The organism is Agromyces sp. GL_144 (assembly GCF_057834305.1).
The window spans coordinates 2,955,942-2,978,683 of the sequence record NZ_CM174399.1 but is presented as its reverse complement, the minus strand read 5'-3'; the positions used below and the strand labels follow the sequence as shown (position 1 = coordinate 2,978,683).

Annotated in this window: 23 protein-coding genes; 10 read left to right on the top strand and 13 right to left on the bottom strand. The window is 70.9% G+C overall.

Annotated features, from left to right (window positions below):
• The 4 genes from AC3IPY_RS13705 to AC3IPY_RS13690 are packed head-to-tail and all read right to left on the bottom strand — an operon-like array spanning window position 1 to window position 4,521.
• Window positions 1-981: an AAA family ATPase gene (locus tag AC3IPY_RS13705; protein ID WP_489184831.1), complete on the bottom strand. Its 981-nt coding sequence runs from the start codon at window positions 979-981 to the stop codon at window positions 1-3.
• On the bottom strand, window positions 978-2,459 hold the full coding sequence (locus tag AC3IPY_RS13700) for a DUF4350 domain-containing protein (protein ID WP_489184830.1): 1,482 nt from the start codon (window positions 2,457-2,459) through the stop codon (window positions 978-980). Before AC3IPY_RS13700 ends, AC3IPY_RS13705 begins: the two co-directional genes overlap by 4 nt.
• Entirely contained in the window at window positions 2,456-3,181 is a 726-nt protein-coding gene (locus AC3IPY_RS13695; protein WP_489184829.1) for a DUF4129 domain-containing protein, read from the bottom strand. Before AC3IPY_RS13695 ends, AC3IPY_RS13700 begins: the two co-directional genes overlap by 4 nt.
• Window positions 3,178-4,521 carry a DUF7847 domain-containing protein gene (locus AC3IPY_RS13690; protein ID WP_489184828.1) on the bottom strand — a complete coding sequence of 448 codons (1,344 nt, stop codon included), beginning with the start codon at window positions 4,519-4,521 and terminating at the stop codon, window positions 3,178-3,180. Before AC3IPY_RS13690 ends, AC3IPY_RS13695 begins: the two co-directional genes overlap by 4 nt.
• 208 nt (window positions 4,522-4,729) lie before the next feature.
• On the opposite strand from AC3IPY_RS13690, the gene mtrA reads away from it, so the two are divergent.
• The 6 genes from mtrA to secA all read left to right on the top strand — a co-directional run bounded on the left by mtrA (window position 4,730) and on the right by secA (window position 13,591).
• Window positions 4,730-5,410, top strand: coding sequence for an MtrAB system response regulator MtrA (mtrA, locus tag AC3IPY_RS13685; protein WP_489184827.1), 681 nt, complete (start codon window positions 4,730-4,732; stop codon window positions 5,408-5,410).
• Between the two features lie 7 nt (window positions 5,411-5,417).
• Complete coding sequence (gene mtrB / locus AC3IPY_RS13680) at window positions 5,418-7,103, top strand: MtrAB system histidine kinase MtrB (RefSeq protein ID WP_489184826.1); 1,686 nt, start codon at window positions 5,418-5,420, stop codon at window positions 7,101-7,103.
• Window positions 7,096-8,781: an LpqB family beta-propeller domain-containing protein gene (locus tag AC3IPY_RS13675; RefSeq protein ID WP_489184825.1), complete on the top strand. Its 1,686-nt coding sequence runs from the start codon at window positions 7,096-7,098 to the stop codon at window positions 8,779-8,781. Before mtrB ends, AC3IPY_RS13675 begins: the two co-directional genes overlap by 8 nt.
• A 111-nt stretch (window positions 8,782-8,892) precedes the next feature.
• Window positions 8,893-9,642 carry a ComF family protein gene (locus AC3IPY_RS13670; RefSeq protein WP_489184824.1) on the top strand — a complete coding sequence of 250 codons (750 nt, stop codon included), beginning with the start codon at window positions 8,893-8,895 and terminating at the stop codon, window positions 9,640-9,642.
• A 101-nt stretch (window positions 9,643-9,743) separates the two neighbouring features.
• Entirely contained in the window at window positions 9,744-10,448 is a 705-nt protein-coding gene (hpf, locus tag AC3IPY_RS13665) for a ribosome hibernation-promoting factor, HPF/YfiA family (RefSeq protein WP_489184823.1), read from the top strand.
• Window positions 10,449-10,783: 335 nt separating this feature from the next.
• On the top strand, window positions 10,784-13,591 hold the full coding sequence (gene secA, locus AC3IPY_RS13660) for a preprotein translocase subunit SecA (protein ID WP_489184822.1): 2,808 nt from the start codon (window positions 10,784-10,786) through the stop codon (window positions 13,589-13,591).
• 307 nt (window positions 13,592-13,898) lie between these two features.
• Here secA and AC3IPY_RS13655 read toward each other — a convergent pair whose 3' ends face one another.
• Complete coding sequence (locus AC3IPY_RS13655; RefSeq protein ID WP_489184821.1) at window positions 13,899-14,336, bottom strand: Rv3235 family protein; 438 nt, start codon at window positions 14,334-14,336, stop codon at window positions 13,899-13,901.
• Window positions 14,337-14,608: 272 nt separating this feature from the next.
• Between AC3IPY_RS13655 and AC3IPY_RS13650 the strand changes: the two genes are divergently transcribed.
• From AC3IPY_RS13650 to AC3IPY_RS13635, 4 genes are read left to right on the top strand one after another with little or no spacing between them, the layout of a single operon-like run.
• Window positions 14,609-15,007 (top strand): hypothetical protein, encoded by a 399-nt coding sequence (locus AC3IPY_RS13650; protein WP_489184820.1) that lies wholly within the window; start codon window positions 14,609-14,611, stop codon window positions 15,005-15,007.
• Between the two features lie 39 nt (window positions 15,008-15,046).
• On the top strand, window positions 15,047-15,274 hold the full coding sequence (locus AC3IPY_RS13645; protein ID WP_489184819.1) for a hypothetical protein: 228 nt from the start codon (window positions 15,047-15,049) through the stop codon (window positions 15,272-15,274).
• Between the two features lie 34 nt (window positions 15,275-15,308).
• Window positions 15,309-15,578 carry a hypothetical protein gene (locus AC3IPY_RS13640; protein ID WP_489184818.1) on the top strand — a complete coding sequence of 90 codons (270 nt, stop codon included), beginning with the start codon at window positions 15,309-15,311 and terminating at the stop codon, window positions 15,576-15,578.
• Between the two features lie 18 nt (window positions 15,579-15,596).
• On the top strand, window positions 15,597-15,746 hold the full coding sequence (locus AC3IPY_RS13635; protein ID WP_489184817.1) for a hypothetical protein: 150 nt from the start codon (window positions 15,597-15,599) through the stop codon (window positions 15,744-15,746).
• Between the two features lie 75 nt (window positions 15,747-15,821).
• Here the strand turns inward: AC3IPY_RS13635 and AC3IPY_RS13630 are convergent, their stop codons facing one another.
• From AC3IPY_RS13630 to AC3IPY_RS13595, 8 genes are all read right to left on the bottom strand, one after another.
• On the bottom strand, window positions 15,822-16,082 hold the full coding sequence (locus AC3IPY_RS13630) for a hypothetical protein (RefSeq protein ID WP_489184816.1): 261 nt from the start codon (window positions 16,080-16,082) through the stop codon (window positions 15,822-15,824).
• 4 nt (window positions 16,083-16,086) lie between these two features.
• A complete protein-coding gene (locus tag AC3IPY_RS13625; RefSeq protein ID WP_489184815.1) occupies window positions 16,087-16,665 on the bottom strand; it encodes a hypothetical protein in 579 nt (192 codons plus the stop codon).
• A gap of 30 nt (window positions 16,666-16,695) precedes the next feature.
• Window positions 16,696-17,472, bottom strand: a complete 777-nt coding sequence (locus AC3IPY_RS13620; RefSeq protein WP_489184814.1) for a M23 family metallopeptidase — start codon at window positions 17,470-17,472, stop codon at window positions 16,696-16,698.
• 68 nt (window positions 17,473-17,540) lie between these two features.
• Window positions 17,541-19,184: a fibronectin type III domain-containing protein gene (locus AC3IPY_RS13615; protein ID WP_489184813.1), complete on the bottom strand. Its 1,644-nt coding sequence runs from the start codon at window positions 19,182-19,184 to the stop codon at window positions 17,541-17,543.
• A 20-nt stretch (window positions 19,185-19,204) separates the two neighbouring features.
• Window positions 19,205-19,738 carry a hypothetical protein gene (locus tag AC3IPY_RS13610; protein ID WP_489184812.1) on the bottom strand — a complete coding sequence of 178 codons (534 nt, stop codon included), beginning with the start codon at window positions 19,736-19,738 and terminating at the stop codon, window positions 19,205-19,207.
• Window positions 19,735-20,013, bottom strand: a complete 279-nt coding sequence (locus AC3IPY_RS13605) for a hypothetical protein (protein WP_489184811.1) — start codon at window positions 20,011-20,013, stop codon at window positions 19,735-19,737. The genes AC3IPY_RS13610 and AC3IPY_RS13605 overlap by 4 nt, the downstream gene beginning before the upstream one ends.
• Before the next feature lie 15 nt (window positions 20,014-20,028).
• Window positions 20,029-21,861, bottom strand: a complete 1,833-nt coding sequence (locus AC3IPY_RS13600) for a Gp37-like protein (RefSeq protein ID WP_489184810.1) — start codon at window positions 21,859-21,861, stop codon at window positions 20,029-20,031.
• Complete coding sequence (locus AC3IPY_RS13595) at window positions 21,861-22,739, bottom strand: phage tail family protein (RefSeq protein WP_489184809.1); 879 nt, start codon at window positions 22,737-22,739, stop codon at window positions 21,861-21,863. Before AC3IPY_RS13595 ends, AC3IPY_RS13600 begins: the two co-directional genes overlap by 1 nt.
• Window positions 22,740-22,742: the final 3 nt, after the last annotated feature.

Genomic DNA, 22,742 nt, shown 5'->3' with positions numbered 1-22,742 from the left:
TCAGAGCGGCACCTGCACCTGCTGCATGATCGCCTGCAGCACGGCGTCGACCGAGACGCCCTCGAGCTCGGCCTCCGGCCGCAGCTGCACGCGGTGGCGCCACACGGGCAGCAGCATCGCCTGGATGTGGTCGGGCGTGACCGAGTCGTAGGCCGTGAGCCAGGCCCACGCCTTGGCGGCGGCGAGCAGGCCGGTCGTCGCGCGCGGGCTCACGCCGAGGCGCAGCGACGGCGAGCGGCGGCTCGCGCGGGCGAGGTCGACGAGGTACGCCAGCACGTCGTCGGAGACCCGCACGGATGCCGCGGCCCGGCGTGCCGCGTCGAGCTCGTCGGCGCCCAGCACGGGCTCGACCCCCGCCGCGGCCAGGTCGTGCGGATCGAAGCCGTCGGCGTGACGGCGCAGGATCGCGAACTCGGCGTCGCGCTCCGGCACGTCGAGCACGAGCTTGAGCAGGAACCGGTCGAGCTGCGCCTCTGGCAGCGAGTACGTGCCCTCGTACTCGATGGGGTTCTGCGTCGCCGCGACGAGGAACGGCTCGGGCAGCGGCCGGGTCGTGCCGTCGGCCGACACCTGCCGCTCCTCCATGGCCTCGAGCAGCGCCGACTGCGTCTTCGGCGGCGTGCGGTTGATCTCGTCGGCGAGCAGGATGTTCGTGAACACCGGCCCCTCGCGGAAGTCGAATTCGCCCGTGCGCGGGTCGAACGCGAGCGAGCCGGTCACGTCGCCCGGCATCAGGTCGGGCGTGAACTGCAGGCGCCTGGTCTCCAAGTGCAGCGTGCGGCTGAGCGTGCGCACGAGCAGTGTCTTCGCGACGCCGGGCACGCCCTCGAGCAGCACGTGGCCGCGCGTCAGCAGGGCGATGATGAGGCCGGTGACGGCGCCGTCCTGTGCGACGACGGCCTTGCCGACCTCGGTGCGCACGCGGTTCAGCGCCGCGCGGAGTTCGTCGTCGGTGCGATACGGCTGCGTCGTGTCGGTCATGGCTGCCTTCCTGGCTGGTCGTCGTGCGTGCGGTGCTGCAGGTCTTCGGGGGCGGATGCCGCCGGGCGAGCGGATGCCACGGGGCCGGCGGATGTCGTGGGGTCGGCGGATGCCGGCGGCTCGCCTGAGGCACCGTGGCTGGGTTCGTCGGGTCGGAGCGCCAGCGCGACGTCGCGCTCGAGGACCGCGAGGTCGCCGCCGAGGCGCACGAACGCGGCGTCGTCGGCCGGCACCTCGTCGACGAGCAGGCGTCCGACGGAGGCCGCGTCGCGACCCGTCGCCTGCGCGACCGCGTCGACGATGACCGAGACCTCGGTCGAACGGGGGAGTCGGAGTGCCGCCGCGAGGCGCCAGACGGCGGCGATGCGCAACTGGTCGAGCGCATATCCCCGCTGCGATGACCGTGCGTAGAGGCGCGCGCGCCCCTGCCGCGTCTCGCGGGCGGGCACCGTCACGGGCAGCCGCTCGACGACGAGCGGACCGAGCCGTCGCCCGCGCCAGAGACCCGCGACGAGGGCCACGACGAGGCCGAGCGCCAGGACCGGGCTCACCCAGCCGGGCGTCAGCTCGCCGAGCGTCGGGGCGGACGCGGCATCTGCGTCGGAGGGCCCGGGCAAGTACCAGACGACCTCGTCGGTGGCGCCGAGCAGGCCGATGGCGAGCGCCGCGTTGCCGCGTTCGTCGATGCGGTCGTTGGTGAACACGGTCGCCGCGCCCACGAGCGAGATGCGATCGGATGCCGCGCCGCCGGCGCCCGCCTGCGCGTCGGAGCCGCCCGGGGCGGGCCCGACCGCCACGGCGTATCCGGCGCTGTCGCCGTCGCCGTCGCTCTCGCCGTCGCCGTCGCGGAAGCAGCCCCGCCAGCCGGACTCCCGGGCCTCGTCGTCGATCGTGAGCAGCCGCTGCCCGTCGGAGAGCTCACCGGCCTGCGTCGCCGCGCGCATGTCGCAGGAGACGTCGTCGATCGGGCCCGAGGCGGAGCCCGCGAGCCGCACGCCGGGGGCGAACGCCTCGAGCGCCCGGAATCCGGGCTCGGTGACGACGAGGCGCGCCCCCTCGTCGGCGAGGTCGGCGAGTTCGAGCATGCGCGAGCGGTCGAGCGTGCCGTACTCGTCGTAGAGCAATACGGTCGCGTCGCCGCCGGACGCGTCGACGGCGTCGAGCGTCGCCTCGAGCGACCTCGTCGACGTGACCGCGACGCCGTGGTCGCGAAGCACCTCGACGAGCGCGCCCGAGCCCGTCTGGCCGGGGTCGTCGGGACCCAACGTCTCGCCCTGCGAACGGATGCCGCCCTGGATCGCGAGCACCGCCACGGCGCCCACGAGGAGCACGGCGGCCAGCACGATCCACGTGCGACCGCGGCGCAGGAGTGCCCGCGTGGTCGGGGTGAGTGCGGCCGTGTCGGCCGGGCCGTGAGCCGCGTCGCCGCTCGCCGTGGAGGCAGACGAGGGCGCGGGTGCCGGCGCGGTCGTCGTCAACGTCGGGCCTCCGTGGCGTCGGTCCCGTCGACGCGCGTCGCCCCGACGAGCGCCGCATCGGCGAGCGTGGCTCCGACCAGTGCGGGGCGCGCCGACCGCAGCTCGGCGTCCAGCCCGGCGATCCTGGCGTACGCATCGGCATCGCCCGGCTGGTCGAGGTAGCGCACCGCGTCGAAATCGACGGCGGCGCTCGCCAGTTGCGATGCGAATGCGGGGAACGGCCGTGCCGCGGCATCCGCCAGTGCCCGTGCCGTGCTGCCGGGGTGCACCTGCACCAGCTCGCGCACGACGAGATCGCGCACGAGGGCGCGGAACCGCTCCTCGATCGCCAGTGTCCAGGCGCCCGCGCGCGCGGCGGTCTCGGCGGAGCGGCGGATGGTGGCGGCGTCGCGGCGGTCGTCTTCGAAGGAGGCGAGCTCGATGCCGCGCCGGCGTCGGCGGAGCCGGGGAATCCCGAAGACGAGGAGGCCGATCACCACGAGCACGACGACACCGAGCACGATGAGCAGGGCCACCACCTCGCCGGACACCGCGCCCGCGCCGTCGAGCAGCCCGAGGAACCAGTCGCGCACGGCCTGCATCGCGCGGTCGAAGGCGTTCGGTTCGCCGGCGCGGTAGCGGGGGTTCGAGAGCTCGTCCTGCAGCCACCGGCGCGCGTCGGGCGCGTCGGGGTCGAGCGGGTCGAATCGCACGATCGCCGCGGCAGCCGCGAGCCCGATCATGCCGTTGGGCCGCCCTGCGTCTGGGCCGGAGGCGTCGGCGGCGCCGGGTACGTCGTCGGCGGCGATGCGGGGTACGGCGATGCCGGGTACGTCGCGGCGGCGGGAGGTGCCGTCGGATACGGGACCGATGCGGCCGGCGCGGCCGCGGGCGGTGCCCACGGGTCGCCGACCGTGAAGCCCGCGTCGCGCTGCTCGACATGGCGCTGCAGTTCGAGGTCGAGGCCCTCGGAGCGCATGCGCAGGTCGATGTACACGACGCCGATCACCGCCGCCTGCACGACCGTCGTGATCGCGCCGATCACGATGGAGATCAGCATCGTCACCACGAACAGCGCGATCATGACGGGGATCGCCGCACCCGTGCCGGTCGGATCGATGATCGCCGGGAGGAGGCCGCCGATGAGCGAGATCGGCTGCACGACGATCTGGGACGCGATGTTCAGGATGACGCCGACGAGCAGGATGATGCCGAGCGTGCGCCAGAAGAAGCCGGTCGTCAGGCGCCACGACCGGCGCACGGCCGTCGCGATGCCGGCCCGTTCGAGCACGATGATGCTCGGCACGAGCGACACGCGGATGCCGAGCCAGAACCCGAGCACGGCGAGACCGAGGCAGGCGATGACGACCACGATGATGCCCACCGCGAGCCCGATCGGGGAGGTCAGCGCGCCCAGCACGATGATGCCGGTCAGCATGGCGATCACGATGAGCACGGCCAGCGCGACCAGCAGGGTCCACGCGATGAGCGGGCCGAGGCGGGGGAGCGTGCGTCGCCAGAGCGCGCCGAGGCCGAGCTTCTCGCCGAGCGTGCCGGAGGCGACCTCTTCGACCATGACCCCCTGGAGGAATGCGCTCGCGACGACCGAGACGGCGATCGCGACGAGCATGACGAGCACCAGGACGCCGATCGAGCCGGGCAGCAGGGCGTCGATCTCGTCGGGCTGCGCGGAGTCGATCCGGCCGAAGACGTAGAAGAACGCGGGCAGCATCACGGCCGTGGTGATCACGAGCGCCGCGAGCTGTACGATCAGGCCGCTGCCGAACGTCGCCGCGGGGTTGCGACGCAGCGTGCGGAACGGCGCCCAGAGCAGCGTGCCGAACCCCATGGGCCGCAACGGCAGGAGCCCCGGCTTCGGCGGCGGCGTCCACCCCGGTTGCGCGCCGTACGGTGCTTGCGGAGCCCCGTAGGGGGCCGGCTGCGCGCCGTACGGTGCCTGGGGAGCCCCGTACTGCGGCTGCTGCGGGGCACCTGAGCCGGGCGGCCCCCACTGCGGCGAGGGCGCGGGCGTCGGCGGCTGGGGCGTCGGCGCGCCTGGCGCCTGCCAGTCGTGTTCGGACACCTCGATGCGCTCCTTCCGGCGGGTTGACCCATGCTCGCACATCGCGTGCCGCCGCGCTCGCGGACGGCACGCCGTCCGCGACGTGCAGTGGACGCCGCTTCCGTGTGGAGGAGGGCTCGAGGCATCCGACCGAATGCGGGTGGGGTACGACTACGCTTGAGCCACTGGTTCCGCCCGGCCTCGGCCGGCTGCAGAGGATTGAAACCGCATGACTTCACGCGTACTCGTCGTCGACGACGACACGGCCCTCGCCGAGATGATCGGCATCGTGCTGCGCACCGAGGGCTTCGAACCCGTGTTCTGGGCCGACGGCACGGGTGCGCTCGCGGCGTTCCGCGACACCAAGCCCGACCTCGTGCTGCTCGACCTCATGCTGCCCGGCATCGACGGCATCGAGGTGTGCGGCCGCATCCGCGCCGAATCGGGCACCCCGATCATCATGCTCACGGCCAAGACCGACACGGCCGACGTCGTCAAGGGGCTCGAGTCCGGCGCCGACGACTACATGGTCAAGCCGTTCAACCCCAAGGAGCTCGTCGCCCGCATCCGCACGCGACTGCGACCGACGCCCGAGTCCGCCGTCGAGACCTTCGCCGTCGGCGACCTCACCATCGACGCCGCCGGGCACGAGGTGCGCCGGGGCGACGAGCGCATCTCGCTGACGCCCCTCGAGTTCGACCTCCTGCTCACGCTCGCGTCCAAGCCGCAGCAGGTCTTCACCCGCGAGATGCTGCTCGAGCAGGTGTGGGGCTACCACTACAAGGCCGACACCCGACTCGTGAACGTGCACGTGCAGCGGCTTCGGGCCAAGGTCGAGCACGACCCCGACAACCCGCGCATCGTCATGACGGTCCGCGGCGTCGGCTACCGGGCCGGCGCGACCACCTGAGCGGCGCGTGACCACCGTCGCCGACGACTCGCGCGCCACCGGCTCGTGGCGGGTCTTCCGGCGTCGCCTCGCGGCGGCGTGGCAGCGCTCGCTGCAGGTGCGCACGGTGTTCATCACCATCGGCCTGTCGAGCCTCGCGATCCTCGTGATCGGGCTCTACATCTCGTTCAGCGTCGCGTCGAACCTCTTCCAAGACCAGCGCACGCGCGTGCTCGAGGCCTCGAACAACGCGACCACGGCCGCCCAGCTGATCCTCGACTCGTCCGAGGCCGCCGACCCGGGTTCGCTGCAGCTGCTCATGAAGGCGACGCTCGACACGGTCACGAGCATCGCGGGCACGAACGTCATCGCGCTCTTCCGCGACCCCGAGCTGCCGCCGAACCGCCTCGCCCCGCCCGACCGGCTGAGCCCCGACCTCGCGGGCGTCATCAGCGACGACCTGCGCGCGCAGGTGCGCGAGCATCCCGACGGCCAGTACTGGCAGTCGGTCGCCCTCGAGAACTCGACGGGCGGCACCGACCCGGGCATCGTCGTCGGCAGCGTGCTGCAGGTGCAGGCGGGCGTCGGCAGCTACGAGCTCTACCTCGGCTACAACCTCGCCGAGGCCGAGCAGACCCTCGCCTTCATGCAGGTCACGGGCACGGTCGGCGCGATCGCGCTCATCGCCCTGCTCAGCGCGATCACGCTCGTCGTCGTGCGCGGCGTCATCGAGCCGATCCGCACGACGGCCTCGACCAGCCGGCGCCTCGCGGCCGGCGACCTCGGCGTGCGCATCCCGGTGCGCGGCGAAGACGAGATCGCCTCGCTCGCCGGGTCGTTCAACGTCATGGCCGACAGCCTGCAGGCCCGCATCCGCGAGCTCGCCGAGCTCTCGGTCATGCAGCAGCGCTTCGTGTCCGACGTCTCGCACGAGCTGCGCACGCCGCTCACGACCATTCGCCTGGCCGGCGACGTGCTCTACGGCCAACGCGAGAGCTTCACGGGCCCGACCTCGCGCACCGTCGAGTTGCTGCACACCCAGACCGAGCGGTTCGAACGCCTGCTCGCCGACCTGCTCGAGATCAGCCGCTACGACGCCGGATCCGTCACGCTCGCCACCGAGCCGACCAACCTCGTGCACCTCGCGGGCGACGCCATCGAGTCCATGCACGAACTCGCGCGCGATCGCGGGTCCGAACTGCGCCTCGAGGCGCCGGGCGGCCACCTCGACGCCGAGGTCGACCCCCGCCGCATCCGCCGCATCGTGCGCAACCTGCTCGGCAATGCCATCGAGCACGGCGAGGGCCGCCCCATCGTCGTGGCGGTCGACAGCAACGAGAGCGCCATCGCCCTCTCGGTGCGCGACTTCGGCATGGGCATGTCGCCCGAAGACGCCGAGCGCGTGTTCGACCGGTTCTGGCGGGCCGATCCGAGCCGCATGCGCACCATCGGCGGCACCGGGCTCGGACTCGCGATCTCGCTCGAAGACGCCGTCGCCCACGGCGGCGTGCTCGACGTGTGGTCCCGCCCGGGGCGCGGCAGCGTCTTCCGGCTGACCATCCCTCGAACCGCGGATGTCGCCGCCATCGTCTCGCCGTTGCCCCTCGAGCCCGTCGATCCCGACGCCTCCGGCCCGCCGCCGACCGCCTCGATGAGCGCGGTCGTCTTCGACGAGACCCGCGACGAACCCCGAGAGGACGACCGTGATGCGTAGGCGACTGCTCGTGGCATCCGCCCTGCTGCTCCTCGCGACCGTGCTGACCGGTTGCGTCTCGATCCCGAACTCGGGCAAGGTGCAGCAGGGCGACCCCGCCCCCGTCGACGTCTCGCCCGACCTCGACATCCTCGTCGACCCGCCGAAGGTCGACGGCACCCAGCAGGAGATCCTCGACGGGTTCCTCCTGGCCGCCCTCAGCTCGCAGAACAAGTTCCAGGCCGCATACAGATTCCTCACGCCCGAGTTCGCCGACGAGTGGCAGCCCGACGCGAACACCACCATCGACGTCCTCGCCGACCGCCGCTTCGACGAGGTCTCCGACGACCAGATCGAGCTCGTGGCCACGCCCGCGGCATCACTGCGCAACAACGGGCAGTACGAGGTCGCCCCTTCGGCGACGCCCATCGAGCTGCCCTACAGGTTCGAACAGATCGACGGGCAGTGGCGCATCTCGAGCGCACCGCAGGGCATCGTCATCGACCAGGCGAACTTCACCCAGGTCTACCGCGAGTACACGCTCTACTTCTTCGATCCGAGCTATCGCTACCTGGTGCCCGACTCGCGCTGGTTCGCCGGGCGAGACTCCGCGCAGACGAGCGTCGCGCAGGCGTTGCTCGCGGGCCCGGCCGATTGGCTGAAGCCGGGCGTGCGCACCGCCTTCCCCGAGGGCACCGAGCTCTCGCCGGCGGCCGTTCCGGTCTCGGGCCGGGTGGCCGAGGTGTCGCTCACCGGCGCCGCGTTCGACGACACGCAGAGCGCGCAGCGCATGCAGATCCAGCTCGACGAGAGCCTCGAGGGCGTGCGCAACGTCGACGAGGTCTTGCTCGTGCTGAACGGCGTGGAGTCCGACGCCGGCGAGCCGGCGACGCAGCCCGCCCGAGATCCACGAGTCGATCCGCGACCGGTCGTCTACGACGGCGAGACGTTCGGCTACCTCTCCACCTCGGGCGACGGCATCACGCCGATCGAGGGGATCAGCGAGCAGGTCGCCGCGGCGGATCCCACGGGCGCCGCCCTCGGCCCCGATGCCGAGTCGGCGGCGATACTGACCGACGAGGGCGTCTCCATCGTGACGCTCGGCGAGGAGCCGCTGCCCATCGACCCGCGTGCCGATCTCATCACGCCGGCCGTCGACCGCTTCGGCATCGTCTGGTCGGTGCCCGCCGACGCGCCGTCCGATCTCGCCTGGTTCGGGCCGGACGACACGAACGGGCGCGTCTCGGTGCCGTGGTCGGCCTCGACGATCGCCGCCATCCAGGTCTCCCGCGACGGCACGCGCATCCTCGCCCTGCTCGGCGACGGGTCGAAGACGTACTTCCAGGCGGCGGCGGTCATCCGCAACGAAGACGGCACCCCGACCGAAGAGCTCGGCACGGTCGTCCTGACGCTCGCCGAGGTCGACGGCACGCCGATCGACGTCGCCTGGATCGACAGCCGCACGGTCGCCTCCCTCACGGGCCTCGGCGACGGGACGACCCGGCTCATCACGCAGGATCTCGGCGGCTTCGCGAGCACCCGCGCCGGGCCTCCGAAGGGTCTGCAGCTCGACGCGGGCAACAGCATCCGCGATGTCAGGGCGCGCGACAGCGCGGGCCTGCTGCTCGCGCAGAGCGGCGTCGGCTGGCAGGAGCGCGCGAGCGGCATCCGGTTCACGTCGGTGCAGCTGCCCGGCTGAGTCCTCCGGGCGGTGACGCGACGCGTCCTCCCCAGCGCGGGCGGTCCCCGGCCGTCCACGGCTGAGGTCGAATCGGCGCGGCCGTCGGCGCGTGGGGTCGATACTCGGCGGGTGGTCTCCTCGTCGTCATCGCCGCGCGCGGCCCGGGTCGTGTGGGGCGCTGTCCGCGACGCCGTCGCGACCGTGCTCCCGGTCGCCTGCGCCGGCTGCGGCGCACCCGATCGCTCCGTGTGCGACGGATGCCGCGCCGCGGCGACCGCCCGACCCGTGATGCTCGAGCGGGCCGGGTTCCTGGCCTGGTCGGCGCTCGAGTACGGCGGGGTCGTGGCATCCCTCATCGGTGCCTTCAAGGACGGCGGACGCACGGATGCCGCGCCCGTGCTCGCACGGGCGCTCGGCGCCTCGCTCGCGGCGGCGCTCGGGGCGGCGCCCGGCTCCCCGGCCGACGAGGTGCCGGGTGCGGCGCCCGGGCGCGGGCAGGGGTCGCCGCTCGCCGGGCTCCACGTCGTGACGGTGCCGTCGACGCCGGCCGCGCACCGCGCCCGCGGCTACCGCCCAGTGCCGTTGCTGCTGCGGGCCTGCGGCATCCGCACCTCCCAGGTGCTCGCGCTCGCACGCGAACGAGAGGACCAGGCCGGACTCGACGCCATGGCCAGGCGGGCCAACGCCGAGGGGGGCCTGCGGGCGCGCCGGAGGCTCGATGGAGGCCGCTTCCTGCTCGTCGACGACGTGCTCACGACCGGGTCGACGCTCGTCGAGGCCGAGCGCGCGATCCGGGCCGCGGGCGGGCGCGTCGAGGCGATCGCGGTGCTCGCGCAGACCCCGCTGCGGCTCGGCGGGCGTTCAGGATCCTCACGGTGAACAGTTCGTGACATCCGTGGTCCCGGAGACTACGGTGGCAGGACAGGCGTGGTCGAACCACCCTTCAGAACCGGGTGACACGTCGGTGGATGGAGGTCGTCATGGAACTGAACATCGTCGGACGAAACCTGGGGATCACGGATCGATTCCGCTCGTACGCGACCGAGAAGTCGGAGAAGATCTCCCACCTCGCAGACCGGGCCATCCGGCTCGACGTCAAGCTCTCGCGGCACCACGAGAAGAACGGCGGCTCCGGCCCCGATCGCATCGAACTGACCCTCGTCGGCAAGGGGCCCGTCGTGCGGGCCGAAGCCGACGGCTCCGACAAGTACGCGGCGTTCGACGTCGCGCTCGGCCGCCTCCTCGAACGCATCCGCCGGGCGAAGGACCGGCGCAAGGTGCACCGGGGCCAGCATCGGCCGACGTCGATACGCGAGGCCACCGATCTCGGATTCGCCGAGGTCGGCGTGCAGGCCGCTCGACCCGAGGTCCTCGAGCAGGTGCGCACCGGCAGCATCCCCGTCGTCGAAGACGCCGCGACTCCCGAAGACGACGACGTGTACTGCCCGGTCGTGATCCGGCGCAAGGTGTTCGCCTCCACGCCCATGACCGTCGACGACGCGCTCTCGTTCATGGAGCTCGTCGGCCACGACTTCTACCTCTTCATCGACGCAGAGACGAATCGTCCGAGCGTCGTCTACCGCCGCAAGGGCTGGGACTACGGCCTCATCGGCCTCGACGAGAACGCCGACGAGTTCCCCGACGCCGTCGAGGGGGCTTCGTCACTGCAGCGCGCGAGCGCCTGACCGCGACATCCGTTCATCAACCGTCGGCGCCGTCGCATCGGGGGAGACCCGGTGCGGCGGCGCCGTTCGCGTGGGCGGCCATCGCGGCGCGGCCGCATGCAACGCGGCCGTCTGCGGCGCCGACGGCGAGCCGTTCGCTGCAGGCCGATGGGCGCGTTCGCGACGGGCGAAGTCGGGATGGCCGCGCTCAGCCCCTTCGCCGCAGGCGCTCAGCCCAGTGGCCGCTAGCATGGCTATGATGCCGTCGATACGGCGCAACCGGCGTGCCGCCGACGCTCCACCCGAGGAGCGTTCCACCGAAAGAGATGGCGCGCCGCAATGACAGGAGATCATTCGTGGCTTCGATTCTGGAGAAGGTCCTCCGCGTCGGCGAGGGGCGTACCCTCAAGCGACTGCAGAACTACGCGGCGGCCATCAACGCGCTCGAAGACGACTTCAAGGCCCTCAGCGACGAGGAACTGAAGCACGAGACCGTCGAGTTCCGCGAGCGGTACGCGAGCGGGGAGTCGCTCGACGACCTGCTGCCCGAGGCGTTCGCCGCGGTGCGCGAGGCGAGCCGTCGCACGCTCGGCCTGCGCCACTTCGACGTGCAGCTCATGGGCGGCGCGGCGCTGCACCTCGGCAACATCGCCGAGATGAAGACCGGTGAGGGCAAGACCCTCGTCGCGACCACGGCCGCGTACCTGAACGCGCTCGCGAGCCGTGGCGTGCACATCATCACGGTCAACGACTTCCTCGCGAGCTACCAGTCCGAGCTCATGGGCCGCGTGTTCCGAGCCCTGGGCATGACGACCGGATGCATCGTGGCCGGCCAGACCCCTGCGGTGCGCCGCGAGCAGTACGCGGCCGACATCACGTACGGCACGAACAACGAGTTCGGCTTCGACTACCTGCGCGACAACATGGCGTGGCAGGCGGCCGACATGGTGCAGCGCGGCCACTTCTTCGCCGTCGTCGACGAGGTCGACTCGATCCTCATCGACGAGGCCCGCACGCCGCTCATCATCTCGGGCCCCGCGTCGGGCGAGGCCAACCGCTGGTTCACCGAGTTCGCGAATCTCGCGCGCCGCCTCACCCCGGGCGAGGACTACGAGGTCGACGAGAAGAAGCGCACCGTCGGCGTGCTCGAGTCGGGCATCGAGAAGGTCGAAGACTATCTCGGCATCGACAACCTCTACGAGTCGGCCAACACGCCGCTCATCTCGTTCCTCAACAACTCGATCAAGGCCAAGGCCCTGTTCAAGCGCGACAAGGACTACGTCGTCATGAACGGCGAGGTGCTCATCGTCGACGAGCACACCGGCCGCATCCTCATGGGTCGCCGCTACAACGAGGGCATCCACCAGGCGATCGAGGCGAAGGAGGGCGTGCAGGTCAAGGCCGAGAACCAGACGCTCGCGACCGTCACGCTGCAGAACTACTTCCGCCTCTACGACAAGCTCTCGGGCATGACCGGCACGGCCGAGACCGAGGCCGCCGAGTTCATGTCGACCTACAAGCTCGGCGTCGTCGCGATCCCCACGAACAAGCCGATGCTTCGCATCGACCAGTCCGACCTCGTCTACAAGAACGAAGAGGTCAAGTTCGCGCAGGTCGTCGAAGACATCGTCGAGCGGCACCAGAAGGGCCAGCCCGTGCTCGTCGGCACCACGAGCGTCGAGAAGAGCGAGTACCTCTCGCGACTGCTCGCCAAGAAGGGTGTGCGCCACGAGGTCCTGAACGCCAAGAACCACGCCCGCGAGGCCGCGATCGTCGCGCAGGCCGGCCGCTACGGCGCGGTCACCGTCGCCACGAACATGGCCGGCCGCGGCACCGACGTCATGCTCGGCGGCAACGCCGAGTTCCTGGCCGTGCAGCAGATGCACGAGCGCGGACTCAGCCCCGTCGAGACCCCCGACGAGTACGAGGCCGAGTGGGACGCCGTGTTCGACGCCGTCAAGAAGGAGGTGGGCGTCGAGGCCGAACGCGTGCTCGAGGCCGGCGGCCTCTACGTGCTCGGCACCGAGCGGCACGAATCGCGACGCATCGACAACCAGCTCCGAGGCCGTTCGGGTCGTCAGGGCGACCCCGGCGAGAGCCGGTTCTACCTGTCGCTCACCGACGACCTGATGCGCCTGTTCAACGCCGGCGCGGCCGAGAGCCTCATGGCCAAGGGCGTGCCAGACGACGTGGCCATCGAGTCCAAGGTCGTCTCGCGGGCCATCCGCTCGGCGCAGTCGCAGGTCGAGGCGCGCAATGCCGAGATCCGCAAGAACGTGCTGAAGTACGACGACGTGCTGAACCGCCAGCGCGAGGCGATCTACGGCGACCGTCGTCACGTGCTCGAGGGCGACGACCTGCACGAGCGCACCCAGCGATTCCTCGAAGACGTCATCGACGAGGTGCTCGACGTGCACACCGCCGAGGGCAATCCCGATGAATGGGACTTCGACGCCCTCTGGACCGAGCTCAAGACGCTCTACCCCATCGGCATCACGATCGACGAGGTCGTCGCCGAGGCCGGCGAGAAGGGCCGGGTCAACCGCCAGTTCATCCACCGCGAGATCATCTCCGACGCGAAGCTGGCCTACCGGCGCCGCGAGGAGCAGCTCGGTTCTCCCGCCATGCGCGAGCTCGAGCGCCGCGTGGTGCTCTCGGTCATCGACCGGCGCTGGCGCGACCACCTCTACGAGATGGACTACCTGAAGGACGGCATCGGCCTGCGAGCCATGGCGCAGCGCGACCCGCTGGTCGAGTACCAGCGCGAGGGCTTCGCGATGTTCCAGCAGATGATGGGCTCCATCCGCGAAGAGACGGTCGGCTTCCTCTTCAACCTCGAGGTCGAGGTCGCCCCCCAGGGCGGCGGTGCGTCGATCGAGGCCAAGGGGCTCACCCGTCCCGACGCGCCCGCCGACAAGCTGAGCTACACCGCGCCGAGCGACTCGGGCGGCGTCGAGGTGCGCAACCAGCGCGGCCAGGTGCAGCAGGCGGCGACCCAGCGCGCGCGTCGCGCGGTGGCGCAGTCGCAGGCGCCCGCCGCGGTCCCTGCCGCCGAGCAGCCCCGTGGCGCGTTCGGTCAGCGCGGTGGCGACGGTGATGGCGCCGGCACCCCTGCGCCCCAGAACCGCGCCGAGCGGCGTGCGCAGGAGCGCAACGGTCGCTGATCGGCCGATGACGACGAGAGGGGGCGGCTACGGCCGCCCCCTTCTCTCGTTTCCGTGTGCCTTTCTCAGGATTTTCGCGCCGAGATCGGGGGGGGTGTTCCAGCCGAAATCTCCTGAGAACGGTGTCTTTTCGGAGGCTCGTTCCTGAGAAGAGCGGTTGGAAGCAGCACACGAAGCACACCGGCCCGCGAGGACCTCGCGAGGCGCGGATCGCGCGAGTTTCGTGTCGGGCCATGGAGTAGTCCTCCGTGACACTCGCACGGCCGGTGGGCCGCCGCGGAGCCTCAACCCACGCGTTCTCGCGTTCTCAGAGCACGGCGATCGCGCTCGCGCGCCAGCGCTGGTCGAGTCCTTCGAGGCGGATGGCGACCGAGCGCACGCGGTGCGGCTGGTGCACGAGCACGACGGCCTCGACGATGCCGTCGGCCGGCTCGGTCACGATGACCCGGCCGATGCGGAACGTCGGACGCTGGGGCGAGAGACCCTTGATGCGCCGGGCCCGGTTCGCGAGCACCACCCGCTTCGAGAGCGTGCGGTACACGTCGTCGGTGACCCAGCGCGCGAGTTGCTCCAGGTCGCGGGCGCCGGCCATGACCTCGACGACGCAATGCGTCAGGCTCTGCAGCATGGCCTGCGGGTCGGGCAACTCGCTGCGGCTCGCGGCCTGACGCCCGAAGAACTCGTCATGATCGATGAACGATGCGGAATCACGTGCATCGAGGCGGACGGCAGGGCGTGCGGGCATCTGTGCTCCATCTGGGGACGGCGGGTGGCGCAAACGGATGACGCCCCCGAACGGGGGACATTCGGGCGACCCTGCGATCGAATGTAGGAGGCGGCCCGAACCCGTGTCAAGAGTCTTTCCGCAGCTGTGGATAACGCGGCGTAACACGGGCGGACTCCGGCTAACGTGCCCTCATGCGGTGGGATCTCCTCTTCGACGATGCCAGCTCCGAACCCCACACGTAGGCGGATGGCGCGCCGTCGTGAGTCGTTGGCGGGCGATATGCTCACCGCATGCGCCGTGAAGCCCTCCCTCTTGCACTCGCTGCTGTTGCGCTCGGTGCAGCGCTCACCGGATGCGCGGCAGCCGCGCCCTCTGCAGAGCCGGAGCCCACGCCGGAGCCCCTCGGCAAGATCAGCACCATCGAACAGCTCCGCGACGCGTACATCGGCGCCGGCGGCGTCTGCAACTGGGACCAGACCGACGTCGTGACGGCAGCTGTAGCTTCAGGAACGTGCTCCGATTCCGCTGTACTCATGCTCTTCAACAACACGGCCGACACCGAGGCGGTCGTCAGCACGCTGCGATCCTTCGACCCGGTACTGATTCTCGTCGGCGAGAACTGGATCATCAACGCCTCGGACGCTCCCGAGATGCAGGCCGAGCTCGGCGGCACCGCGTACACCAGCTGATCCGAGCTTTCCCAGGGGTGGACGAGTAGAGTCCCGGCCATGGCGACTGTTCGCATCCTCAAGAACCCCGATCAGGCGTGGCTGAGCATCATGTTCACGGGCAGCCGGATCCGCGAGGCAACCGCGACGCTGAAGGCGACCCTGCCGAACGGCTGCTGGCGCTATGGCGGTGCACCGCTCCACGCCTGGTCGGTTGACCGTTTGTGGTTGCCGGCTCTCACGAAGGCGCTCAAGGCCGACAGACACCGCATCCTCGACGAGCGCTAAGAGCGCTGTCGGCGGGTGCTCGTAGCCTGCCTGCATGGCCCGTGACGCACCCCGGTGGCATCCGTTCTTCGCGACCGTCGAAGGCCCGGTCGGGACGTGGCGGATGCTCGACGCCGACGACCGCGAGTACGGGCTCATCCGCCTCGTGCGCCTCGACTGCGAGCCCCGATACCGCGGCGAGCTGCGCGGCGAACTCATCGGGTACGGGACCACGCTGCGCGGCACCTGCGAACGCGTGCACCACGAGTTCGTTGCATCGCACGGGCCGCGGCCGTTCCAGGGGTATCCGAACTTCCCGGCATGACGAGTATGGTCGTGGTCCATGACTGAGAATGAGCACCCCGAGACGACACCCACCGAGCATGCGCCGGAACGCGCGCGGAAGCCGAAGACGATGTACACCGAGCAGTTGCTCTCCGACGACCACGACTCGATGGGCGACGGCGCCTTCTTCGAGTCGCTCGAATACTGACGCAGGGCATGACGAAAGCGCCCCCGCCCACCCCTCGGAAGGGATGAAGCGGGGGCGCTCGGGTCGTGCAGGATGTCAGGGTGTCGTCGAGGGCTGGTAGTCCTCGGGGATGCCCTTCGACAGGATCGAGAGTGCAGACGCACCGCCGGCGAGGGCGGCGGTCACGATCGCGCCGCCGACGCCGAGAGCGACACCGGTCCAGAACTCACCGGTCAGGCTGATCGCGATCGCCGACGTCGGGATCGCGGCGGCGAGCGACTGGGATGCGGTGCGGATGAAGCCTCGCGCGGCGGCGCGCTTCGTGTCCGCGGGGACGAGGTACTCGTGCTTGCCCATGGGGCTACTCCTTCGGTGCGTGCGGTTGGGTGATCTCGAGCGCTGCGACGTTCTCGTGCAGCTTCCCGATCGCACCGTCGAGGCGCTCGACGACCTTGCGTGAGTGCTCCTCGTGCTCGTCGAGTCGCGCGCGGGTCTTCTCGAGGCCGTCGGTGTTGCGGCCGACGTCGCGGCGGATGCCGCGCATGTCGGAGCGCATGCCGTCGAATTGGCTGTCGGTGTGCCGTCGGAAGTCGCCGAGCACCTCGCGGAACTCGTTGCGGAAGTCGTCGACGTCGACTCTGAAGTTGATCGGCTTGCCGTGCTCGTCGATGTGGTCGTTCGCGACGTGGTCGCGCGCGACCGCGGCATCCTGCTTCGCCTCCGCGGCGTCCTTCTGCGTGCGTCGCAGCAGCGGGAGCACGGCGACCGCGACGAGCCCAGCCGTCGCGATCGTCTGTACGAACGCGGCCCCCGGGGTGTCGAGCAGCGGATCGCCGTTCGCGTCGTCGACGGTGCCGAGCACGACGATGACGGCGAGCATTCCGAGCACTCCGAGCACGGACCAGAGCAGGGTGCGGTTCCGGCGCTGGTGTTCAGGCATCCGTTCCCCTCTCAGGGCTGAGAGGGCGGGTCAGTACCGGATCTTCCCCGTGGGGCGGCCGGTGGCGTCGTAGACGCGGAGGCCGGCCTGCTTGACCAGGCCACGGATCTTCTCGCCCGACCACTCGGCGTACGGCGTCGGCCGGCCGTGCTCGTCGTTGTAGATGTACGCGTTCGTCTCGTCTTCGCCGAGGAGGCGCAGCGGCCCCTCTGCTCCCTGCAGGAAGCTGTCGTTCTTGCGGATGACGCCGTCCTTGGATGCGCTGGTCGCCTTGTATCGCATGATGTCCTCACTCGTGCTCGTGGTGGTGGTGGTGGTCTTGCTGGTGCCGCCCGAGGGCAGGCTGCTGCCTCCGCCGGCGGTGCTGCTGCCGCTCGAGCGGATCGCGGCGGCGATCGTCGGTGCGGGGTCGGTCAGCGGGCGGATGCCCTCGGCGGCGTTGTACGCCGAGATCGCCGACTGGGTGGTGTGGATGTGCGGTCCCGACCACAGGGTGCCGGGTTCGTCGTCCCAGCCCGCGACACCGGCGATCGCGTCGCCCTTGGGGATGCGCGCGCCGACGGGCGGCGGGACGACGGTGTGCGCGTAGCCGGCGAACCCGCCGAGGTTCAGCCGCCGCAGCCCGATCACGGTGCCGAGGCCGCGCGTGAAGGCGACGTACTCGACGACCATGTCGTCGTAGGCGATGATCGCCTGGCCGGCGGTGGCCTTGTAGTCGACGCCGCGATGCCCGGCGCCGTCGTAGAAGCCGCCGCCGGCGCCGAACGGGGTGGTGGGGGTGGCGTAGCAAGCGGTGAGCTCACTCATGAGAGTCCTCTCTCGGAGATGCGAAACGCCCCACCGGCCGGCAGGGCGTCAGGGGGTCGTGCTCGGGGTCAGATCGCGTCGCGCCAGACCCCGTCGCCGGGATCGACCTTCACGATCGCGTCGCGCCACACGCCGTCGCCCGGGTCGACGCGAGTGATGCCGTCGCGCCAGACCCCGTCGCCGGGATCGACACGGCCGCCGGCGGAAACGAGCAGCGACGCCGACGTGCGCGTCGCACCCGAACCGACCGCGTTGGCCGCGTACGCACGGAACAGGTACGTGCCCGACGGGAGGCTCGAGTACGTGTAGGTGCGGAGCGCCGCGGCGACCGCGACCGCCGTCGACCAGGTCGCGCCGGCATCCGAGGAGTACTGCAGCTGGTAGCCGCTGATCGGCTCGCCGCCGTTCGACGGAGGCTCTGCGATCGTGACCGTGACGCTGCGGCCCGTCTTCGCCATCGTCACCGACGCGGGCGCGTCGGGCGCCGCCGGGATCGCGACGTTCCCGGACTCGCGCCACCCGCCCGCACCCATCTCGTTCAGCGCGCGGACCCGCCACCGGTACGTGGCGCCGGACGTGAGGGCGGGGTACGCGCGCGGCGACGCCGAGTCCGCGACAGGCTGCGACCACGACGACCCGTTGTCGGTCGTGTGCGACACCTCGTACCCGGTGATCGATGCGCCACCGTTGCTCGGCGCCGTCCACGCGAGCGACACGTCGCGCACGGTGCGCGTCGCGGTCGCCGAGGGCGGCACACCCGGGGTCGTCGGGATGCTGATCGTCGCCGACAGCTTCCACGGGCCCGCGCCCATCTCGTTGACCGCGCGCACCCGATACCGGTACGTGCCGCCCAACGCGAGGTTCGTGTAGGTGTACGGGGACGCGTTGTCGTCGATGTCGCCGGCCCACGTCGTGCCGCCGTCGGCGGACTGAGCGACCTCGTACCGCGTGATGGATGCGCCGCCGTTCGACGGCGTCGACCAGGACACGGTCACGTCGCGGCCGGAGCGCGCCACGTTCACCGTCGACGGTGCGCTCGGCTTCGACGGGATCGACACCGCGCCGGACGTGCGCGCGGCACCGGAGCCGACCTCGTTGCGCGCGTACACCCGGAACTTGACCGACGAGCCCTCGGCGAAGTTGTTGAACGTGTAGGTGCGCGTGCCGGCGGCCGTGTTCGCGGACCCCTGCCAGGCGCCAGTGCCGATCTGGTACTGCACGGTGTAGCCGGCGAGGGATGCGCCGCCGTCGGACGCGGCACCCCACGACACGGTGACGTCGTCGCCGCTGCGGGACGTGCTGATCGAGGACGGGACGCCCGGCTGGCCGGCGTAGTCGAACTCGCCGCAGAGGTCGCCCTGCCACGTCTGCGAGTCGTAGCTGTTGCCGATGGTGCCGAGACCGCCCGTGTTGCGGCCGAAGTACATCTCGCCGCCGGTGTTGTTCACGGCCATCTGGCGGAACGCGGACCCGGGGGCGTACTGGAACGGGGCTTCCCCGCCGCCGAAGAGGGTGCCGGTGTAGTTGATGCACGCGTACCCGCGGGACTGGTAGTCGTTCCGGACGGCGTAGATCTTCATCCGGTACTTGCCGTCGAGGCCGACGTTGGAGCCCGGCATGCCGTAGCCGTCCATATACGCGAACGAGCCGGCCGTGTCGATGTGGGCGTTGGTGTTGTTCGGGTCGCCGCCGTAGCGGTACGTGATGGCCATGGCCTACACCCCTTCCCGGGTCACCAGGACACCCACACCTGCGGCTGCCCGGCGATCGACGGCGGCTGGGCCTGCTGCACGACCACCGGCCGGCGGACGGTCGTGCGCCGGCTCGTGACGTTCCCGGCGACGATCGAGGAGACGCCCGCGTTCACGCGCACGTCGCAGATCGGCCACTCCCAGATGCCCGTCGGGTTCTGCGTCAGCGTCGGCGCGACCGGCGTGCCCGAAGTCGCGGTGCCGGCGAGCACGGCGAGCTTGATCACCGGCGTGCCCGAGCGGTCGAGTCGGGCCACGACGGTGTCGATGCGGGACGTTCCCGCCGTGCCCGGCGCGGCACCGATCGCCACGGTCTCGACGGCGGTCGACCGCCAGGCGACGGATCGGACGAACCCGAACCCGGCCGCGATCTTCACGTTCATGCCCGACCCGTCACCCGATGGCGCGAAGCTCGCGGGCAGTGATGCGCCGGCCCCGACGAGGTGCTCGAAGAAATCGGACCACTGGTCCTCGGACGTGCCGGTCAGAGCCTTCGGGTACGCGGTGATCGTCATGATGCCTCCTCGGCAGGTTCGGCTGGGGTGAGGGACTGCACGGCTGTCAGGATCTGCGCGTCCGTGATGACGGATTCGTCGCGGCCCGGGCGATCGACGCTCGCGGCCACGGCGTACCCGTACGCATCGCCCCAGCCGGGCTGTGCGGCGAACGCCCACATCCGCTCGTCGACCCATCCCCAGGGCTGCGGGTTGCCCTCGACGGCGGCGCATGCCGCGAGCCGCTTGCGGAGGTCACCGTCCGCCTGCAGGTCAGCGATGTCGTTGTAGGTCATGATGCAGGGCTGCTCCTAATCGGTGAGGTAGTCGATGACGACTCGAATCGAGTCGTTCGTGGGCAGGGTCACGCCGGGCATGCCGCCCACGAGGTTCAGGGCGCCGCTGGTGAGCGCGACGGAGTGCCACATTGAGATGCCCGAACGAGCGCTCACGAGTTGCTTGTCGTAGCCCTCGCCGTTGCGCCAACCGGTCGGCATCGTCGCCATCGGCACGTCGGAGAGGTCACCGTTACCGCTGGCGGCAGTGAGAGCCGCGCCGGTACGGGTGACCGTGACGTGTCCGGTGACGCGGTTTCCGATTTTGCGCAACCGATACCCGTTGAGCGACCAGCCCGTCCCCGCGGTAATTGAGAGGCCGCTCGTGGTCCAGCCCGAGTCGCCGCCGATGACTGCGACCCACGGTGTCCACGTTACGTTGTTCCAGTACCGGGTATAGAGCACCGGGTCTTGATTCGTCCGCGCCTCGCGCAACTCTTGAGTGATGCGGTAGTCCCCGGCGCCCGACCCGGGGTGGTAGCGGACCACCCCCGTCATCCACGCCCCAGAGCCGCCGTCCCACGCCGTCGGGCCGTTCGCGGCGGACCTAGCCCAGTAGAACCCGGACTCGATCGCGCTGTTCCAGTCGGTGACCTGCTGGCCCTCGGCCGACAAGCGCGCAGGGAGCGGGCCGCTGTTGCGCTCGAGGTTGCCGACACGCTGCTCGACACCAGACACGCGGGACTCCATCACCGCATCCGGGTCGTAGCCGGCGATGTTGCCGACCGTCGCGCCCGCCAACCACCCCTCGGGCGTCAGCGAGGCGCGCACCTCGACGACCTCGGCGACGACATCCTGGCCGGCGACGTTCACCGTCACGAGCGAGCCCAACCACCAGTCGACACCGACCTCGTACGAGCCCTGATCCGACGGCGTCACCACGAGCGAACGGATCGTGTCACCGTTCGTCGCGAGCTCGTCATCGGCGGCCTGCTGCAGCTCCGTGACGGAGTCCGTCGAACGTAGGTCGATGACCCGCACCCGGCGCCGGCCCCACAGGGCCGCCGCGGCGAGCGATGCCGTGCTCGTGCGCCGGATCACGGTGCGCTTCGCGTCCAGCCCGCGGCCGAGCACGAGCACCTCGGTCGTCTGCGGTGCCCCGTACGCGGACTCGGTCTCGGCGAGCTCGTCGTTCGCGACGTCCATGCGCACGAGTGTCGAGACGTTCTCCGGCTCCCACACGCGGAACTCGAGGTTCGTGCCGACCTGCACGAGGTCGAAGAGGAGGCCGCGGGCGTTTGCGATCGACTGCAGCAGCTCGAGCAGGTACGTGAACCGCGGCGACCCTTCCGCCGCACCGCCACGGGCGAGGTCGGCGGCCAGCGTCAGCCCGGCGATGCGGCGCGACACGGGCGCGCTCGGGCCGACGTTCGCGTTCACGTACGCGCGCATGATCGTCTCGGCCGCGCCAGCACGATAGTCGGTCTCGACCGTCTGCGTGCCAGGAGAGTCGTTCGACGGCTGCGGATACGCCGGCTCGCGCGCGAGCAGATCCAGATCCGTGACGCCCGTGATGTCCCACGTGCCGCCCGGGTCGTCCGTGTTCTCCCGCAGCAGGGCGAACTCCATCGGGCCCGACACGATCCGGCCGCCCGGGAACGTCGCGATGATGCCCGCACCAGGTGCGCGCAACTGCTCCGCGACCGGGTTCGCGACCGTCGTGCCGTCGTCCTTCAGGATCTCCGCCGGCAACGACACCGACCACACGCCGACGTCGTTCTTCCGCGGCGAGCAGACGAACGTGGTCGCGTCGCCGAGCTGCCCGCGGCGCACACGGGCCGCGTCGCGGATCTCGACGACAGCATCCATCAGTACACGCTCCGAAACTCAGGCTGGAACGAGCACACGACCCGTGACGCCGCGGTCGTGCCCGTCAGCTCGATGGTCATCTGCGACTCCCCAGGCATCAGCAGGGGGAACCGCGGGGCTGGCCCGAGGAGGTCGTACCGGTTCGCGCCGGTCTGGTCGATGATCGTGTACGACTTCGACTCGTCGCGGGCGATCGTGAGCCGGGTGCCGCCGGAGATCGCCGCCAGCGTGAACGCGTCGTCGCCGCCACCGATCGTGGCGCCGCTGAACGGGCCCGTGATGAGCCAGCGCGGCCACACCGGCACCTTGCCCGGGTTCTGCACGTTGATCTGCCCGAACACGCCGGACGGCATCAGGATCATCGCCGAGAGGTCGGCGAGCAGATCCACCGTCGACGGGGCGCCGTCGATCGTGAACGACTCGAACTGCGTCGCCCGCCAATACGGGTGCGGCGCCTGCCACTGCAGCGGCCACACATGCCAGCGGTCCCCGTCGGTGCCGTACGTGTCCTCGAACCCGCCGAGCTGCACGAACGGCAGCTCGAGCACACGGCCCGTGTCGTACGACGCCCGTAGGCGCGGCAGCGGCAGACCCGGGAGGCGGTGGCAGAAGTGCTCGAGCGTCTCCTGCCGCTCCCACATCTGCGTGCGGCCGCTGGCCTGCACGCCGATCGGGACGACCAGGTCGCGCGGCCCCACCCGGAAGTGGCGGGGCCGCGCGCCCGTGCCCGACGACGCCGCATACGAGACCTGCACCGGAGGTGCACCGAACCCGGCGACCCCGTTCATGAGGCGGTAGTCGCCCGCCTCACCCAGCTCGGACGCGAGCCGCAGGGTCTCCCCGTAGGGCGAGACGAGGTCGAAATCGATCTCGGCCACGGG

Bases quoted from the DNA above. Each gene is read 5' to 3' on its own strand.
- mtrA (WP_489184827.1), top strand. From the start codon at position 4,730: ATGACTTCACGCGTACTCGTCGTCGACGACGACACGGCCCTCGCCGAG.
- AC3IPY_RS13695 (WP_489184829.1), bottom strand. From the start codon at position 3,181: ATGATCGGGCTCGCGGCTGCCGCGGCGATCGTGCGATTCGACCCGCTC.
- AC3IPY_RS13610 (WP_489184812.1), bottom strand. From the start codon at position 19,738: ATGACGATCACCGCGTACCCGAAGGCTCTGACCGGCACGTCCGAGGAC.
- AC3IPY_RS13635 (WP_489184817.1), top strand. From the start codon at position 15,597: ATGACTGAGAATGAGCACCCCGAGACGACACCCACCGAGCATGCGCCG.
- AC3IPY_RS13640 (WP_489184818.1), top strand. From the start codon at position 15,309: ATGGCCCGTGACGCACCCCGGTGGCATCCGTTCTTCGCGACCGTCGAA.
- AC3IPY_RS13705 (WP_489184831.1), bottom strand. From the start codon at position 981: ATGACCGACACGACGCAGCCGTATCGCACCGACGACGAACTCCGCGCG.
- AC3IPY_RS13605 (WP_489184811.1), bottom strand. From the start codon at position 20,013: ATGACCTACAACGACATCGCTGACCTGCAGGCGGACGGTGACCTCCGC.
- AC3IPY_RS13600 (WP_489184810.1), bottom strand. From the start codon at position 21,861: ATGGATGCTGTCGTCGAGATCCGCGACGCGGCCCGTGTGCGCCGCGGG.
- hpf (WP_489184823.1), top strand. From the start codon at position 9,744: ATGGAACTGAACATCGTCGGACGAAACCTGGGGATCACGGATCGATTC.
- AC3IPY_RS13620 (WP_489184814.1), bottom strand. From the start codon at position 17,472: ATGAGTGAGCTCACCGCTTGCTACGCCACCCCCACCACCCCGTTCGGC.
- AC3IPY_RS13615 (WP_489184813.1), bottom strand. From the start codon at position 19,184: ATGGCCATCACGTACCGCTACGGCGGCGACCCGAACAACACCAACGCC.
- AC3IPY_RS13650 (WP_489184820.1), top strand. From the start codon at position 14,609: ATGCGCCGTGAAGCCCTCCCTCTTGCACTCGCTGCTGTTGCGCTCGGT.
- AC3IPY_RS13630 (WP_489184816.1), bottom strand. From the start codon at position 16,082: ATGGGCAAGCACGAGTACCTCGTCCCCGCGGACACGAAGCGCGCCGCC.
- AC3IPY_RS13675 (WP_489184825.1), top strand. From the start codon at position 7,096: ATGCGTAGGCGACTGCTCGTGGCATCCGCCCTGCTGCTCCTCGCGACC.
- AC3IPY_RS13625 (WP_489184815.1), bottom strand. From the start codon at position 16,665: ATGCCTGAACACCAGCGCCGGAACCGCACCCTGCTCTGGTCCGTGCTC.
- AC3IPY_RS13655 (WP_489184821.1), bottom strand. From the start codon at position 14,336: ATGCCCGCACGCCCTGCCGTCCGCCTCGATGCACGTGATTCCGCATCG.
- AC3IPY_RS13645 (WP_489184819.1), top strand. From the start codon at position 15,047: ATGGCGACTGTTCGCATCCTCAAGAACCCCGATCAGGCGTGGCTGAGC.